This is a genomic window from Micromonospora rosaria (assembly GCF_001567585.1).
Classification (GTDB): domain Bacteria; phylum Actinomycetota; class Actinomycetes; order Mycobacteriales; family Micromonosporaceae; genus Micromonospora; species Micromonospora rosaria.
This window is the reverse complement of record NZ_LRQV01000055.1, coordinates 11,452-26,032: the sequence shown is the minus strand read 5'-3', so window position 1 is coordinate 26,032 and position 14,581 is coordinate 11,452. Positions and strand designations below refer to the sequence as shown.

Below are 14,581 nucleotides of genomic sequence, written 5' to 3'. Positions count from 1 at the left end.
CACCCCCTCACCGGTCGGTCAGCCGGGCGGCCCGCATCAGCAGGTACCGCTGCTCGGGCAGGCTGTTCGTGCCGGCCGCCGCCGCCCGGTAGTCGGTGCCGGCCGCCGCCCGGTCGCCGGCCATCTCGTGCAGGTGGGCGCGGGCGGCGAGCAGCCGGTGGTGCCCGGCGAGCCGGCGGTCGGCGGCCAGGGCGGCGAGCGCGTCGAGGCCGACGGCCGGACCGTGCACCATGGCCTGCGCCACCGCCCGGTTCAACGCCACCACCGGGTTGTCGGTACGTCGTTCCAGCTCCCGGTAGAGCGCGAGGATCTGCGGCCAGTCGGTCGCCTCGGCGGTCGGCGCCTCGTCGTGCAGCGCGGCGATGGCCGCCTGGATCTGGTACGGCCCGACCGGACCGACCGGCAGCGCCCGGGTGACCAGGGCGACCCCCTCGGCGATCGCGGCGGCGTCCCACCGGCTGCGGTCCTGCTCGGCGAGGGTGACGAGTTCGCCGGCCGGCCCGGTCCGCGCCGCCCCGCGCGCCTCGGTGAGCAGCATCAACGCGAGCAGGCCGGCCACCTCACCGTCGGCGGGCAGCAGCGCGTGCACCGCCCGGGTGAGCCGGATCGCCTCCTCGGCGAGGTCCACCCGGCGCAGGTCGCCGCCGGAACTGCTGGCGTACCCCTCGTTGAAGATCAGGTACAGCACGTGCAGCACGGTGGCGAGCCGGCGCTCGCGGTCCCGGTCGTCGGGCATCCGGAAGGGGACGCCCGACGACCTGATCCGCTCCTTGGCCCGGCTGATCCGCTGCGCCATCGTGGCCTCGGGCACCAGGAAGGCGTGGGCGATCTCCCCCGTGGTGAGACCGCCCACCGCCCGCAGCGTCAGCGCGATGGCCGACGCCGTCGTGAGGGCCGGGTGGCAGCAGAGGAAGAGCAGGGTCAGCGTGTCGTCCCGGTCCGCCGGCCGGTCCAGGTCCGCCGGGGCGGCCCACCGCCGGTCCGCCGGCTCCCGCCGGGCGACCAGGTCCTCCCGGCGACGCCGCGCCTGCTCGCCCCGGACCAGTTCGACCATCCGCCGGTACGCGACCTGGATCAGCCAGCCGCGCGGGTTCTCCGGCACCCCGTCGCGGGACCACTGCACGGTGGCGTCCAGCAGCGCCTCGCCGACGGCGTCCTCGGCCGTCGCGAAGTCCCCGAACCGGCGGGTGAGCACCCCGGTGACCTGCGGCGCGAGGTCGCGCAGCAGGTGTCCGACGGCGGGGGTACGGTCGGTCACCGGTCCTGCGGTGGCCCCGACATGACCGCGCGTACCTCGATCGGCATGTTCACCGGTGCCCCGCCCGGACCGGGCGCGGCCGAGATGTACGCGGCGAGTTCCACCGCCCGCTCGACGGTCTCGGTGTCGACGATCCAGTACCCGGCCAGGAACTCCTTCGTCTCGGCGAACGGCCCCTCGGTGACCACCGGCCGCCCGCCCTCGCCGGCCCGGACGATCCGCGCCTGGTCCGGCATGGCGAGCCCCTGCGCGTCGACGAACTCACCGGCCGCCATGAGCTTGCCGTTGACCTCGCCCATGAACTCGATGTGCGCCCGGATCTCCTCCGGCGTCCAGGTGTCGACCGTCGGGAAGTCGGCCCCCGTCGTGTTGTACTGCATCAACAGGATGTACTTCACCGTGCGTCTCCTCACGTCCGCGCACCCGTCCGGCGCGCTCACCCGGGGGTCGACGCTGCTCCGGCGTTCTCGACATCCCCGCCGACATCTTTCCGGGAAACTTTTCCGCCCCTGGTCAGGCGCGGGCGGAAACGTCGGCCGGCGTGGCGTCCCGGCCCCTGACCAGGGCGGCGGCACCGCCCGGTTCGAGGACCCGCCGGGCGACGGCCACGAACTCGTCCCGCTGGCGGGCCCGCGCCCCGATCGCGGCACGATGCTCGGGCCGGCACCGTTCCGCCAGCGGCTCGCCGCCCGTCCCCGCCGCCGGGGTGAGCCGACGCTGCCCGGCGTACTCCTCGTTGACGCTGCGCACCACGGCCCCGGCGGCGTCGGCGGCCGGCTCCGGCCCTGCCAGCAACACCCGGTTGTACGCCTCGTCGAGCCCGCGCAGCGCCGCGTACGGGCTGTCGACGCCGGTCCCCCGCGACCCGCCCGGCCCGACCCAGTCCCGGTCCAGTTCCCGGTACGCCTGGTCGCAGGCGGCCAGGAACCCGAGGTACGCGTCCCGCCGGTCCTGGTCCCGCCGTTGCGTCCGCTGCTCGGCGCGCTCCTCCCGGGCGGCGGTGAGCTGCCCCGCCACCTGCCGGCGCACCGTCAGCGCGGTGACCAGACCGGTGAGCCCGGCGGCGGTCAGCGTGGCAAGAGCGGTGATGAGCGCGATGGCAACGGTCTCCCCCATACCGCCCATGATCGCCGTCCCCGTCCAGCCGTCCACACGGGAGCACAGCGGCCAGCCGGCGACCTGGACTAGAGTCCAGTCTCGTGGACTCCCCGCCGCCAGGCCGCACCTGGTGCCACCGCCCGAAGCAAAGTGAACAAGATCCGAGATGTTGATCTTTATCACCGCAGGTCAAGAAGTCTCTTCCCCGCGCACGCGGGGGTGATCCCACGTGGGGCTCCTCAGCGGGTGCGGGCGGCGGCTCTTCCCCGCGCACGCGGGGGTGATCCCTTGCCACCCCAGTCCTCGGGCAGGGCGACCTTCTCTTCCCCGCGCACGCGGGGGTGATCCCATCGGCGTACTGCTCCGGTGGACCGACCAGGGCTCTTCCCCGCGCACGCGGGGGTGATCCCGCGGGCGCTGCCGCTCGTCCAGCCCGCCCACACTCTTCCCCGCGCACGCGGGGGTGATCCGGAGGCCGGCAAGGCGGTCGAGATCACCGACAACTCTTCCCCGCGCACGCGGGGGTGATCCGGAAAAAGCGAGTGAAGAAACAGAATCCCGAGCCTCTTCCCCGCGCACGCGGGGGTGATCCCGCCCCGAAGCGGCTCAACGCCCGGTCGGGGTGCTCTTCCCCGCGTACGCCGGGGGTGATCCGCAGCGTATAGGGCCTTCGACGAGCAGCCGGACCTCTTCCCCGCGTACGCGGGGATGATCCCTCGCCGGTCGCGACGCCCGCCCAGTAGGTGCACTCTTCCCCGCGTACGCGGGGGTGATCCCTCCTGCTGCGACGGGGCGCCCTCGTTGATCGTCTCTTCTCCGCACACGCGGGGGTAATCCGCAGTAGCTGCCGTCCTCGTCGCCGCCGAACGGCTGTTCTCCGCAGGGCGCGCGGCGATGATCAAATCCCCTGATCCGCGTCGCCAAGAGGAATCGCTCCGTTCGCACGCAGGGGTACTTTGTTGATGCTCACATAAAGAAGGGTCAGCACCCCTGGCATTCAGCCAAGTACGCGGACGAGGACGTCCATCGACGGCCCCCACGGCGCGGCGATCCTCGCCACCTGCTGCCAACCGGCGCGGGCATAGATCTCCCTAGCCGGCGCGCGGGGGTCTGCGGCGAGGGTGGCCCAAGGCTCGGGGCGGCCAGCGAGGAGTCGTGTCATCAGCCCGGCCCCCACTCCTCGCCCCTGTTCGCCCGGCACGACCATCCACTCCATCACGGCGAGTTTGTCCGCGCCGAGGATGTGGGCCGGAGGGTCCTGGTCGGCGCTCGACCACCACCGGCCGGCGGCCATCCGCAGGCCGTACGCCGCACCAATCAGCACCCCGTTCTGCTCCGCACTGATCAGCGTGAAACCGGGCCGTCGTGCCTCGTCCGACAGCCCGGCGGCAAACCGGCTTACCTGCTCCGGCCCTTCCTCGTACGGCGGTTCGGCGTACACCCTCGCGTACAGTTCGGCCAGCCTTGGAAAGTGGGCAGTGGCAGTGCTCCCGTCATGCCTGGTGTAGAGAACGCTCATGCTCGCCAATGCTAGGGGGATCTGCTGCGTGGCATGCAGCAGCCGCCGAGGCAGCAGCTACCAGCATGTTGCTTGTAGCCGAACCAGATCCGACCGGCAGGCAGACCATCTTGTACCCTTATGCCCTAAGGGCTGCCAGCTCACGAGGCCCACACTGAGGAATCTTGGAGTGAAACGGCCCCCAGGGGGGCCGAAATCTTCCAAGGTCTATCTGCTCGGAAGATCTGCCCGGCGCACCAGGGGTGCAATGCACTGATTCGACGCCCTTCACGCCTGCGCGGTGTCCTAACAGGCCAGCCGTTTTGGAGCATGTGCAGGACCCGCAGGCCGAGCCCTGCCAAACGGCCTGGAGCGCGGCCACGACCACCGACCATCGACGCTGGCCCTAACACCAGTTGCCTGCTTAAGTCGCTGGACCTCAGTCACCGATCAGGCATGGAGCCGTTGGGACAGCTCGTCAAAGATGGGGCGCTTACGCTCGGCCACGGGCACCGCCTTGATGACGAAACGGGCCACCTGCCGCACCAATTCGTTATGGTGCTCCGTGGGCAGGCCGTCCAAGGTCGAGGTGGCCATGTGAAGCCCGTCGGTAATGTGCCCGGTACGGATCAGGCAGGCCGCTCGGTGCAGTTCGACCTGCGCCCGGAGACGACGTTGAGAACCCGGATAGAGCTGGGCGGCGCGGTTCTGCGCCTCATCCGCACGTGTCAGGTCGCCGGCATAGCTGTAGATCCAGGACTGCGCATGCCGTAGCCGGTGCTCCGGCCATCCCCACAGAGATTCGGCATCCGCGATGACCATGTCGGGTAGTCGCTCAGTAAGATCACTAACCTGCTGCATCAGCGCAACCGCCTCGGTGTGCCGACCGGCCAGCGAGAAAGCCTGCGCCCGACCGCTGAGAAGACCGCAGGTGGCAGCCGTAGGCTCGCCGGCGACCAATGGCATCACCTGGTCGGAAATAGCGACCACCTGCCCCGGCAGCCGGCCGTCGTAGCAGCCATTTACTGTCTCCCAGGCTCGGGTGAGAACCATCGTCTCCGAGTCTCGAGACTCGTCGGCAAGGCGATGCGCTGTCGACCACCATCTACGGGTGAGCATCGCCTGTCCGGCGGCAGTTGATTCGAGGGCGACGATGACCGACAGCCGCGCTGCTGCCTGCAACAGCCGCGACCGTACCGGCTCGGTCGACGCCGCGAGCAGGCCGTGCAGGACAGCCAAGTCGGAACGAAGATGATCCATCAGAACCTCGCGGGGGAGGCGATAGAAGCCCAGTCCGTAGTCCGCGACAATCTGTTCCCACTCGTCGTGTCCGACCCTCGCCGCCTCGTTCAGCATCTGGCGTAGGGCTTCCAGCCGCTCGGAGGGGCCAGCGGCCGATACGGCGGCGAGGGTGCTCATCGACCACAACACGGTCCTTCTACGCATGTCTTGATCACCTACCTGGCTTTCGTACGCGGTCATCAGGGCACCGTTGGCGTGCAAGGCCCGGTCGCAGACCTCGGCGAACTGCGCTGACGGTCTCTTCGTCCCACACTCGACCTGCGATATGTGGGTGAAGTTGAAGTTAACGAGAGCGCCGAGTTGCCGAAGAGACAGTCGCCGGGCTGTCCGGTGTCGCCTGAGGATGTCGCCAAACTTCTCCATGGTCGCCTCAGTTCGTTTCCTGGCTTGTATGCCCACGGCCAACACCTGTCGGCTCGTCGCCGTTTGGATGACGCTACACGTGTAGCCGCCAACTGAGGTGGACCTGCATAGGTGCCGCCCGATGGCGAACTCGAAGACGATCTCCGATTTGTGAAGGGGATCTTGCCGTCGAGGCGCACGGGGATTCGGAACGACGCGGACACAGCATGGATGAAGAGGTTGGTCTGTCGATGTGGACAATGATCCGGGGCTGGTGGAAACAGCGGTCCACCCCACGAGTGGTCGACGCCGGACGGGCTGGTCAGGAGGCGGAGTTTCGGGCGGCGCAGCGGCGCATCCTTGATGAGGCCGAGCGGCAGCGCGGTACGCCCGAGGGTGGGCGGCACCGGTGGTACGACGGGCCGACCCGGCTCGTCCCGCTCGCCCAGCGGCGCGCTCCCCTGCTCACGTACGGCCAGCGGCGCGGCTACCGGTGCCGTGGCTGAGCTGCCCGGCGGCCGGCGGCTGGCGTACTGGCGCAACCAGCGCGGAATGTCCCAGCAGGCCTTCGCCGACGCCCTCGGCAAGTCGAAGAGCTGGGTCGACAAGGTGGAGCGGGGTACCCGCCGGCTGGACACACTCTCCAACCTCCGGGAGATCGCCCGCACCCTCCGGGTCGACGTCGACGTCCTCGTCGACACCGACACCAACGCCGAGACGGCGGCGGCCGGCCCGACCACCGTCCCGGTCGGCCCGGTCGGCGGCCGGGACCTGGACACCCTCCGGGCGGCCCTGTTCGCGTACGACGCGACGCTGGCCCCGCGCGACGGCGCGGAACCGGCCCCCGCCGAGCCGCGGCGCGGCGTCGGCCACGCCTGGTTGGCGCTCCAACACGCCGACTACCGCACCCTGCTCGGCACACTGCCCCCGCCTGCTGCGCGACGGCCACCGCCGCCGGGCGGCCCACCCCGACGACCCGCAGGCCTGCCACCTGCTCGCACAGGGCTACCAGCTCACCTCGGCAGTGCTGCGCAAGCTGGGCGATCCCGGCCTGGCCTGGCTCGCCGCCGACCGCGCGATGACGGTCTGCCGGGACGCCGACGACGACGCGCTCACCCTGGCGGCCACCGGGCACCTCACCCGCGTCCTGCACACCCTGGGCCGCCACCGGCACACCGTGGAGGTCGCGCTCACCGTCGCCCACCGGCTCACCCCACCCGACCCCCTCACCGCCCCACCCACCCACCTCACCGGGTACGGCAATCTGCTCCTCCAGGCGGCACGCGGCGCCGCCGGCCGAGGCGACCCTGTCGGCGTCGCCGACCTGCTCGACCAGGCCGACGAGGTCGCCACCCTGGTCGGCGACGACCGGCACGACCACGGCACGAGCTTCGGGCCGACCCTGGTCGCACTGGCCCGGGTCGTCACCGCGCTCGACCTCGACCAGCACACCACCGCCGTCACCCGGCACCGCAGCGCGCTCGACTCGACGGCGTTCCACCGGCTACCCCCGGAACCCCGAGCCGCCCACCTGCTCGACGTGACACACGGCTGCGTACGCCTGAACGACCTGCCGGAGGCGGGCCGCGCGCTGCTGCTCGCGGACCGGGCCGCGCCCGCCGAGGTCCGCAGCCGCCCCGCCGCCCGGGAGACCATCCGCACCCTGCTCCGCCGCTGCGGGAAACCCCACCCCGGGATCGTCCGCCTCGCCGAGGCACTACGGATCGCCGTCTGACGCTGCGGATCGCCGTCTGACGCTGTGGATCGCCGTCCGGCCTGCTCGCGGCGCTCCCCTGACCTGCGTCGGTGGTCTCCGGCTGACATGATCAGCACATGCCCGAGATCGAAGTGGTGCAGGGTGACATCACCCAGGAGAACGTCGACGCCATCGTCACCGCGGCGAACGAGTCGCTGATGGGCGGTGGTGGGGTGGACGGTGCGATCCACCGGGCGGCGGGGCCGCGCCTGGCGCAGGCCGGTGCCGCGCTCGCGCCGTGCCTGCCGGGCGACGCGGTCGCCACGCCCGCGTTCGACCTGCACCCACCGGTCCGGCACGTCATCCACACCGTCGGCCCGATCTGGGCGGGCGGCGGCGACGGCGAGGCCGAGACGCTGGCCTCCTGCTACCGGCGCAGCCTGGCGGTGGCCGACGGGATCGGGGCGAACAGTGTCGCCTTCCCGGCCATCTCCACCGGCGTGTACGGGTACCCGCCGGAGCAGGCCGCGACGATCGCGGTCACCACCCTGCGGGCCACGCCCACCGCCGTCGAGCGGATCCGGCTGGTCGCCTTCGACGATGCCACGTACACCCTGCTGCGCACCGCCCTCGCCGCCCCCGGCTGAGGTGTGCTGAGGTGTAAGGAAGGGCCCCCTGTTAAAGCATTCTGTAGTAGAAGGGCCCCTTCCTAACCGGGCGGACGGTCTTCGAGCGCCGTCACGAGGGCCGAGGCGAAGAGGGCTATCCGACGGTCGTCGTCGTGGGACAGGTGCCGCAGGAGATCGAGCGCGACGGTCCCCGGCATCTCGGCGAGCGCCTGGGTCAGTCGCATCCGTACCGTGAGATCTCCGGGGTGGGCGGCGAGTTCGGCGGCGAGCGTACCCATGATCCGGTCTGCCCACGACGTGTCCCGCGCCAGCGTGGCCAGCAGCTCGGCGGCCTCGACGTCGTTCGCGCCCTCGACCACCATGGCGACGAGCGTCGGCACGGCGGCGGTCACGCCCCGCGCGCCCAGCGCGAGGGCGGCCCGCCGCCGGATCGCCGGGTCCGGGTCGTCGAGCGCGTCCGTGAGCAGCGCGGTCGCCTCGTCGTCGGGCAGCTCGGCGAGCGCCAGCACCACGCGCCGCCGGACGTCCACGTCGTCGGAGGCCAGGCCGGCCGCCAGGGTCGCCACCCCGTCACCGCCGGCCCGCGCGAGGGCCCAGCGCAGGGCCCCCGCGACGTGCGGATCGGATTCGGCGAGGACCGCCCCGGCCAGCAGATCGGTGGGTACCGACAGCGAATCGGCCGGGGCCAGGACGGCCTGCTGTCGCCGCGCGGCGCTCGGCGAGTTCAGCCCGTGCAGGAGTTCGACGATCCGCGCGACGTCCGGCCAGCCGGCGGGCCCGGCCGCGTCGACGGTCCGGAGCCGGTCGAGGAGTTCCTGCTCCCGGGTCAGTCGTTCCTCGGTCCTGCGGATGAGGTCGCCGACCAGCGCGGACGGGGTGAACCCGGGATCGTCGAGAGCGCGGGCGATCTGGCGCAGCGACAGCCCCAGCGACCGCAAACCCTCCACGTGGAAGATCCTCCGGAGGTCCTCGGCGGTGTACTCCCGGTAGCCGCCTACGGTGCGGCCGGTCGGCCGGACCAGCCCCAGCGTGTCGTAGTGCCGGAGCATCCGGGCGCTCACCCCCGAGCGGCGGGCCACCTCACCGATCAGCACGCAGTCGTCTCCTCCCCGTCCGACGGCCCCTTCCGGTCCGGGCCGAGCGCGACGACCCTGATCGCCTCGTCGACGGCGAGGTCGAACCCGGCCTCCGGGTCGTGCAGCAGCCGCTCCGTGGCCTGCGCGTGCGCCCGGACCGTCGCGTCGTGGTGGGTCGCCGCCGTCCGCAGGACCGGCTCGACCACCTCGCCGAGCGCGACCAGGGCGCGGCTCAGGCTCAGCCGTACCTCCCGGTCACCCCGGCCGAACTGCGTGGCCAACTCGGCGGCCAGCGCCGCCCGCTCCCCGTCGGGCACCAGCACGACGGCGGTACGCCACGCGGTCCGCGCGACCTCGTCGTCGGGGTCGTGCAGCAGCGACCGGGTGATCGCGGACCACGCGCTCCGGTCCCCGATCTTCGACAGGGTGTGCAACGCCTGGCTCCGAGCCTGGGTACGGGCGGACCCGAGTTCCGTGCGCAGCCTCGGGACGGTGACCTCCGCCGGGAGGCGGGTCAGCGCCCACGTGAGCATGTCGCGCACGAAGAAGTTCGGCTCGACCGCGCACCGGGCCACCAGCGCGTCCACGAAGCCGGGCTCGGGCCGTGTACCGATCGCCAGGGCCGCCTTCAGCCGCGTCGACGAGTCCCGGGCGGCCAGTGCGTCGAGCAGTCGGTTGTCCTGTGGTTGCCTGTGTGCCGTGTCGATGGGAACCACCTCCGACCACCAGTGAAGACCTTGTCACAGTGTCAAGGTCAACCCCCGGCCCAGACGCCGCACCCCCGAAACCGATAAGTACCACCAACCGCCTCATACACCATCACATGGCATGCCGCCCGAGCGGCGAGTCGACATAATCGACAACCATCACGTCGGGTACGGCATGAGGGGTTCTGGATGCGGCGAACGATCCGTCACCTCGTGGTGTCGACCGTGCAGATCTCGGGGATCGTCATCGCCCTCGCCTTCACCATGACGCTCCTCTTCGAGCCTGGCGAGTGGCGGAAGCTGGCGTGGCTGACGGATCTTCTGCCCCTACTGACGACGATCATCGTCTTGAACCTGCTGCTCCAACTCCGGCGACTGCGCCAGCAGGCTGAGAAGGAGTAGGTTCCCGCCGACTCAACCGAACGACGAACACACGTCCCGGTGCCGGTGGTAAAGGTGGTGGGCGCGGCAGGTTTCGAACCTGCGACCCCTCGCTTGTAAGGCGAGTGCTCTCCCACTGAGCTACGCGCCCGGTACGCCCGTGCGGCGGGCCGGTGGCTGGTCAGCTTACCTGCCGGCCACCGGCCCGGTCGAACGGGATCAATCGTGGATCGCCCGTCGGAGCGTCAGGCGGCGGCGGTCTCCGCCAGGGCCTTGCGCCAGGACTCCTGGTCCCGGGCCTCGCCGGGCAGGTTCATCTCGGCGAACCGGACCACGCCGGCCTTGTCGATCACGAAGGTGCCCCGGTTGGCGATCCCGGCGATGTCGTTGAACACCCCGTACGCCTGGGCCGTCGCGCCGTGCGGCCAGAAGTCGGCCAGCAGCGGGAACTGGTACCCCTCCTTGTCGGCCCACACCTTGTGCGCGTAGACCGAGTCGACGCTGACGGTGAGCACCTGGACGTCGTCGTTGACGTACTGGTTGAGGTTGTCCCGCACCTCGCACAGCTCGCCGGAGCAGATGCCGGTGAAGGCGAGGGGGTAGAAGACCAGCAGGACGGTGCGCTTGCCCCGGTAGTCCGAGAGCCGGACCTCCTGGTTGTTCTGGTCCTTGAGCACGAAGTCCGGCGCCTCGGCACCAACCTCGATCGGCATGCGAGCTCCTTGGGTAGTCACGGTGGCACCAGCCTGCCACACGTGGGTGACGGCGGCTCGTCCCGTCCACCGGGCCATGGCGCCGCCCCGGCTGGCTCACCGCCGACCGGAGCGGACACCGTCACTTCTTGCTCTTGCTGCCCCGGCGCAGGACCAGGCGGGCCCCGCTCCAGTCCACGCCGGCGTTGATGGTGGAGGTCTGCTGGAGGCCGGCGGTCTGCGCGGACTCGGCGACCTCGCTCGGCTCGACGTGCCCGTCCCGCCCGGCCTTGGGCGTCAGCAGCCACACGACACCGTTGTCGGCCAACGGGCCGAGGGCGTCGACGAGGAGTTCGAAGAGATCACCGTCGCCGTCGCGGTACCAGACCAGTACCGCGTCGACCACCTCGTCGGTGTCCTCGTCGACCAGCTCTCCACAGCGGTCGGCAAGGGCGTCACGGAGGTCGTGGTCGACGTCCTCGTCGTACCCGATCTCCATGACGACCATCCCCGGCTCGATACCGAACCGGTCCGCCAGGCTGCGTACCCCGTCGGCGGCCTGACCTGCGGTCGCGCTCACTGTCGCGTGCCTCCTCATCTCGTGCTGACCGGCATCGTGTCATGACGCCGTCAGGGCAAGTCCACACACTTGTGCCGCCGCGCGCAAGTGGCGCACCGGGTGGAACGGAATTTACCGCGCCAGCAGGGTACGGGCACCCTGGGTAATGGCATCTTCGGAGACCAGCACCCGACGCGCCGCCGGGCCTAATGGTACAAAAGAGTCAATTGCTGCCACTCTGCGTGCGGCACCCACATATCCGGCATCCACCAGCGCGGCGAGCACCCCCTCGCCGACCCCGCCGGTACGCCGCGTCTCGTCCACGACCAGCACCCGGCCGGTCGCCGACGCCTCCCGGATGAGATCCGCCACGGGCAGCGGGGCCAGCCAGCGCAGGTCCACCACCCGGGTCCCAATCCCCTCGTCGGCCAGCGTCGACGCCGCCCGCAGCGACATCCGCACCCCGTTACCGAACGTCACGATGGTGACGTCCTCGGCGGAGCCCACCCCGTACACCCGGGCCCGCCCGATCGGTGCGTGCCCGGCCGGCCACGCACCGGGTTCGGCGTACTCGCCGAGCCACTCCCCGTCGCCGTCGGTGTAGAGGTCGCGGGTGTGGTACAGCGCGATCGGCTCCAGGAAGACGCAGACCGTGCCGTCCACCGTCGCGCTGGCCAGGCAGGTACGCAGCATCGGCGCGGCGTCGTCCGGCCGGGCCGGCACCGCGACCACCAGGCCCGGCACGTCCCGCAGCACGGCCACCGCGTTGTCGTTGCGGAAGTGCCCGCCCAGCCCCTCCTGGTACGCCAGCCCCGCCACCCGGACCACCATCGGGTTGCGGAACGCCCCCTGCGAGAAGAACTGGAGGGTGGCCGCCTCGCCGCGCAACTGGTCCTCGGCGTTGTGCAGGTACGCCAGGTACTGGATCTCCGGCACCGGCAGCATCCCGGCCAGCCCGGCACCGAGCCCGAGCCCGAGCACGGATGTCTCGTCGAGCAGCGTGTCGAAGACCCGGGCCGGGCCGAACCGGTCCCGCAACCCCTTCGTCACCCCGTACAGCCCGCCCTTGGCGGCGACGTCCTCGCCGAAGACCGCCATCTGCGGGTGGTCCAGCATGGCGTCGGTCAGCGCGGCGTTGATGCTCTGCGCGAGGGTGAGCGGCCCGGCCAGTTCCGGCGGCTTCCCGCCGAACGCCTCCGCGCGGGCGGCGGCACCGGGCCCGGCGGCCCGCGCCGCCGCGTCGGCCACCAGCCGGGAGACCCGGGCCGGGCGGCGCGGGGCGAGCGGAGCGACGACCTCGGCCGGCTCGTCGAGCTTCGGCTCGCCGATCACCTCCTCGGCCAGCCGGCGCACCTGCCAGCCCACCTCGTCGTACCGGGCCAGCAGGTCCTCGCCGGTGACGAAGCCCGCCGACACCAGCATCCGGGCGGTGGCGAGCACCGGGTCCCGCTCGGCGTCCGCGGCGATCTCCGCCGCGCTGCGGTACGCCGCCTCGGTGTCCGCGCCGGCGTGCCCCATCAGCCGTACCGTGCTCAGGTGCAGCACGGCAGGGCGTCGGTGCCGGCGTACCCAGGCCGCCGCCTCCGCCGCCACCCGGTACGTCCCGACCAGGTCGCCCCCGTCGGCGGCGAAGTACCGCAGGCCGGGCCGGGAGCGCAGCGTCTGCTCCACCCAGCCCTGCGGGGAACGGACGCTGATGCCCAGCCCGTTGTCCTCGCAGACGAAAAGCACCGGCACCCGCAGCCCGGTGTGGTCGCACCAGCCGGCGGTGTTGAACGCGGCGGTGGCGGTGGCGTGGTTGACCGAGGCGTCGCCGAACGAGCAGACCACGATCGCGTCCGGCGGCCACGACCCACCCGCCGGTCCGGTGCCCGCGCCGTCCCCGGTGGTGGTGCCGTCGAGCCGGCGCAGCCGTTCCAGGGCCAGCCCCAGCCCGACGGCGCGGGGCAGGTGGGAGGCGATCGTGGCGGTCGTCGGCACCACGCTGAGGTCGGCCCGCCCGAACACCTTGTGCCGGCCACCGGCGATCGGTTCGCGGGCGGAGGCGACCATCCCCCGCAGCACGTCCCGCGCCGCGTCGAGGTAGCCGGCCCCCGCGCCCGTCGCCGCCGGGGCGTCCCCCTCCCCCGGCTGCGCCCCGCCCGCGCGCCGGTCTGCGGGCCCGGCCCCGTCGGGCGTCGGCCCCTCCCCGGGTACGCCCGCCTCGGTGCGCCCGGCAGCGGCCTCCTCAGGGGTACCGCCGCTGCCGGTGTGCCCGGTGGCGGCGGCCCCGGGCGGGCCGCCGGGCCCGTCCTCCCCGGCCGCCGGGCCGGTGCCGACCTGGGCGGCGCGCACGCAGTAGAACGCCCCGGAGCGGTAGTGCAGCAGCGCGGGGTCGGTGGGGCGCAGCGCGGCGGCCACCGCGGCGTTGCCCTCGTGGCCGGCCGACCCGACCGTGTAGAAGCCTTCGCCGAAGCTGCGCAGCCACCGGCCGGCGAGGTCCAACTGCCGGCTGACGATCTGCGCGTCGAAGAGGTCGAGCGCCTGCGCACCGGTCAGCCCCGCCCCGGCCGTCGCCGCCGGAGCGGTCCCGTCACCGGTCGGCCCCGCCCCGCCGACCGTCGCCGCCGGACCAGCCCGGCCACCGGCCGACCCCGACGCGCCAGGGTCGACGGTCGACGGGGCACCCGGCGGCACGACGGTCGACCCGCCCTCCACCGGGCCGACGGACGGCGCGGTCGCCGGCCGCGCCTCGGACGGCGGTGCCGCCTCACGCGCATCGACCGGCGACTCCGCCGCACGGGTATCGGCCGGCGGAGCCGTCTCACGGGCGTTGGCAGGCGGAGCCGTCTCACGGGCGTTGGCAGGCACGATGGCCCCACGGGCGTCGGCTGGCGGGATCACCTCAGGGCCGTCGGCCGGCGCGGTGGCCCCATGATCGCCGGCCGGCGGGGCCGCCGCACGGGTATCGGTCGGCATGGCTCCCACCCGGGCGTCGGTCGGTGCCGGTTCCGCCCGGTCGGCGGCCGGGTTGGCCGTCTCGGGGACGGGATCGCCCAGGTCACGTCGCTGCGGCGGGGCGGCCAGCGCGGCCAGCGCCTCCCGGAACCGCTCGTCGAGATCTTGCGGGGTGGTCACGTCGGACAGCATTACCGAATCCGGCCGGGTCCGCCCACTCAGACACTCGCCGGCGGATATCTCCGCGCCCCCGGACCGGCGGCACCCCACCCCGACGGGCATCGACGACCGTCGCCACCGCCGGGCACCGATGGCGAGGTCAGGGGAGCATCCGCAGGGGCGGACGACGCCGCCTACCGGGACGGCCACCCGGACCGGCTGATTCGGCAGAGTCCGAAACCGGATT

Annotated in this window: 14 protein-coding genes, 1 tRNA gene, 1 pseudogene and 1 CRISPR repeat array; of the genes and pseudogenes, 5 read left to right on the top strand and 11 right to left on the bottom strand. The window is 72.4% G+C overall.

Translation table 11 applies throughout. From position 1 onward, the window contains the following. Positions 1–7: 7 nt before the first annotated feature. From AWW66_RS16335 to AWW66_RS16315, 5 genes are all read right to left on the bottom strand, one after another. On the bottom strand, positions 8–1,258 hold the full coding sequence (locus tag AWW66_RS16335) for an RNA polymerase sigma factor (protein ID WP_067366666.1): 1,251 nt from the start codon (positions 1,256–1,258) through the stop codon (positions 8–10). Next, positions 1,255–1,656, bottom strand: coding sequence for a YciI family protein (locus AWW66_RS16330; protein WP_067366663.1), 402 nt, complete (start codon positions 1,654–1,656; stop codon positions 1,255–1,257). Before AWW66_RS16330 ends, AWW66_RS16335 begins: the two co-directional genes overlap by 4 nt. Positions 1,657–1,771: 115 nt before the next feature. Then, positions 1,772–2,374 (bottom strand): hypothetical protein, encoded by a 603-nt coding sequence (locus AWW66_RS16325; protein ID WP_067366660.1) that lies wholly within the window; start codon positions 2,372–2,374, stop codon positions 1,772–1,774. Positions 2,375–2,554: 180 nt separating this feature from the next. Continuing rightward, positions 2,555–2,949: a CRISPR direct-repeat array (repeat unit 29 nt; unit sequence CTCTTCCCCGCGCACGCGGGGGTGATCCC). Between the two features lie 404 nt (positions 2,950–3,353). Beyond that, positions 3,354–3,875 carry a GNAT family N-acetyltransferase gene (locus tag AWW66_RS16320; protein ID WP_083978539.1) on the bottom strand — a complete coding sequence of 174 codons (522 nt, stop codon included), beginning with the start codon at positions 3,873–3,875 and terminating at the stop codon, positions 3,354–3,356. Between the two features lie 429 nt (positions 3,876–4,304). Then, on the bottom strand, positions 4,305–5,519 hold the full coding sequence (locus AWW66_RS16315; protein ID WP_083978543.1) for a helix-turn-helix domain-containing protein: 1,215 nt from the start codon (positions 5,517–5,519) through the stop codon (positions 4,305–4,307). A gap of 206 nt (positions 5,520–5,725) precedes the next feature. Between AWW66_RS16315 and AWW66_RS35365 the strand changes: the two genes are divergently transcribed. From AWW66_RS35365 to AWW66_RS16300, 4 genes and pseudogenes are all read left to right on the top strand, one after another. After that, a complete protein-coding gene (locus AWW66_RS35365) occupies positions 5,726–6,004 on the top strand; it encodes a hypothetical protein (protein ID WP_067366656.1) in 279 nt (92 codons plus the stop codon). Next, positions 5,895–6,179 (top strand): annotated as a pseudogene (locus AWW66_RS36440) (helix-turn-helix domain-containing protein); the annotation flags it as partial. The gene AWW66_RS35365 and the pseudogene AWW66_RS36440, both read left to right, overlap by 110 nt. A gap of 343 nt (positions 6,180–6,522) precedes the next feature. Further along, positions 6,523–7,233 (top strand): hypothetical protein, encoded by a 711-nt coding sequence (locus AWW66_RS35360; protein ID WP_083978538.1) that lies wholly within the window; start codon positions 6,523–6,525, stop codon positions 7,231–7,233. Positions 7,234–7,331: 98 nt separating this feature from the next. Further along, positions 7,332–7,841, top strand: coding sequence for an O-acetyl-ADP-ribose deacetylase (locus AWW66_RS16300; RefSeq protein WP_067366653.1), 510 nt, complete (start codon positions 7,332–7,334; stop codon positions 7,839–7,841). Between the two features lie 62 nt (positions 7,842–7,903). On the opposite strand, the gene AWW66_RS16295 is transcribed toward AWW66_RS16300, so the two are convergent. Continuing rightward, positions 7,904–8,917 carry a HEAT repeat domain-containing protein gene (locus AWW66_RS16295; RefSeq protein WP_067366650.1) on the bottom strand — a complete coding sequence of 338 codons (1,014 nt, stop codon included), beginning with the start codon at positions 8,915–8,917 and terminating at the stop codon, positions 7,904–7,906. Beyond that, on the bottom strand, positions 8,911–9,615 hold the full coding sequence (locus tag AWW66_RS16290; protein WP_067366647.1) for a HEAT repeat domain-containing protein: 705 nt from the start codon (positions 9,613–9,615) through the stop codon (positions 8,911–8,913). Before AWW66_RS16290 ends, AWW66_RS16295 begins: the two co-directional genes overlap by 7 nt. Before the next feature lie 180 nt (positions 9,616–9,795). Here AWW66_RS16290 and AWW66_RS16285 point away from each other — a divergent pair, with 180 nt between their 5' ends. Next, positions 9,796–10,008: a hypothetical protein gene (locus tag AWW66_RS16285; RefSeq protein WP_083978537.1), complete on the top strand. Its 213-nt coding sequence runs from the start codon at positions 9,796–9,798 to the stop codon at positions 10,006–10,008. 55 nt (positions 10,009–10,063) lie between these two features. Here the strand turns inward: AWW66_RS16285 and AWW66_RS16280 are convergent. From AWW66_RS16280 to AWW66_RS16265, 4 genes are all read right to left on the bottom strand, one after another. Further along, a tRNA-Val gene (locus tag AWW66_RS16280) sits at positions 10,064–10,138 on the bottom strand. 94 nt (positions 10,139–10,232) lie between these two features. Next, the gene (locus AWW66_RS16275; RefSeq protein WP_067366641.1) at positions 10,233–10,700 is read right to left on the bottom strand and encodes a peroxiredoxin; all 468 of its coding nucleotides are present in this window, start codon (positions 10,698–10,700) and stop codon (positions 10,233–10,235) included. A 121-nt stretch (positions 10,701–10,821) separates the two neighbouring features. Continuing rightward, a complete protein-coding gene (locus AWW66_RS16270) occupies positions 10,822–11,259 on the bottom strand; it encodes a DUF3052 domain-containing protein (RefSeq protein WP_067366637.1) in 438 nt (145 codons plus the stop codon). Positions 11,260–11,370: 111 nt separating this feature from the next. After that, the gene (locus AWW66_RS16265; protein WP_245648336.1) at positions 11,371–13,776 is read right to left on the bottom strand and encodes a transketolase C-terminal domain-containing protein; all 2,406 of its coding nucleotides are present in this window, start codon (positions 13,774–13,776) and stop codon (positions 11,371–11,373) included. Positions 13,777–14,581: the final 805 nt, after the last annotated feature.

Bases quoted from the DNA above. Each gene is read 5' to 3' on its own strand.
- AWW66_RS16325 (WP_067366660.1), bottom strand. From the start codon at position 2,374: ATGGGGGAGACCGTTGCCATCGCGCTCATCACCGCTCTTGCCACGCTG.
- AWW66_RS16320 (WP_083978539.1), bottom strand. From the start codon at position 3,875: ATGAGCGTTCTCTACACCAGGCATGACGGGAGCACTGCCACTGCCCAC.
- AWW66_RS16315 (WP_083978543.1), bottom strand. From the start codon at position 5,519: ATGGAGAAGTTTGGCGACATCCTCAGGCGACACCGGACAGCCCGGCGA.
- AWW66_RS35365 (WP_067366656.1), top strand. From the start codon at position 5,726: ATGGATGAAGAGGTTGGTCTGTCGATGTGGACAATGATCCGGGGCTGG.
- AWW66_RS16300 (WP_067366653.1), top strand. From the start codon at position 7,332: ATGCCCGAGATCGAAGTGGTGCAGGGTGACATCACCCAGGAGAACGTC.
- AWW66_RS16285 (WP_083978537.1), top strand. From the start codon at position 9,796: ATGCGGCGAACGATCCGTCACCTCGTGGTGTCGACCGTGCAGATCTCG.
- AWW66_RS16275 (WP_067366641.1), bottom strand. From the start codon at position 10,700: ATGCCGATCGAGGTTGGTGCCGAGGCGCCGGACTTCGTGCTCAAGGAC.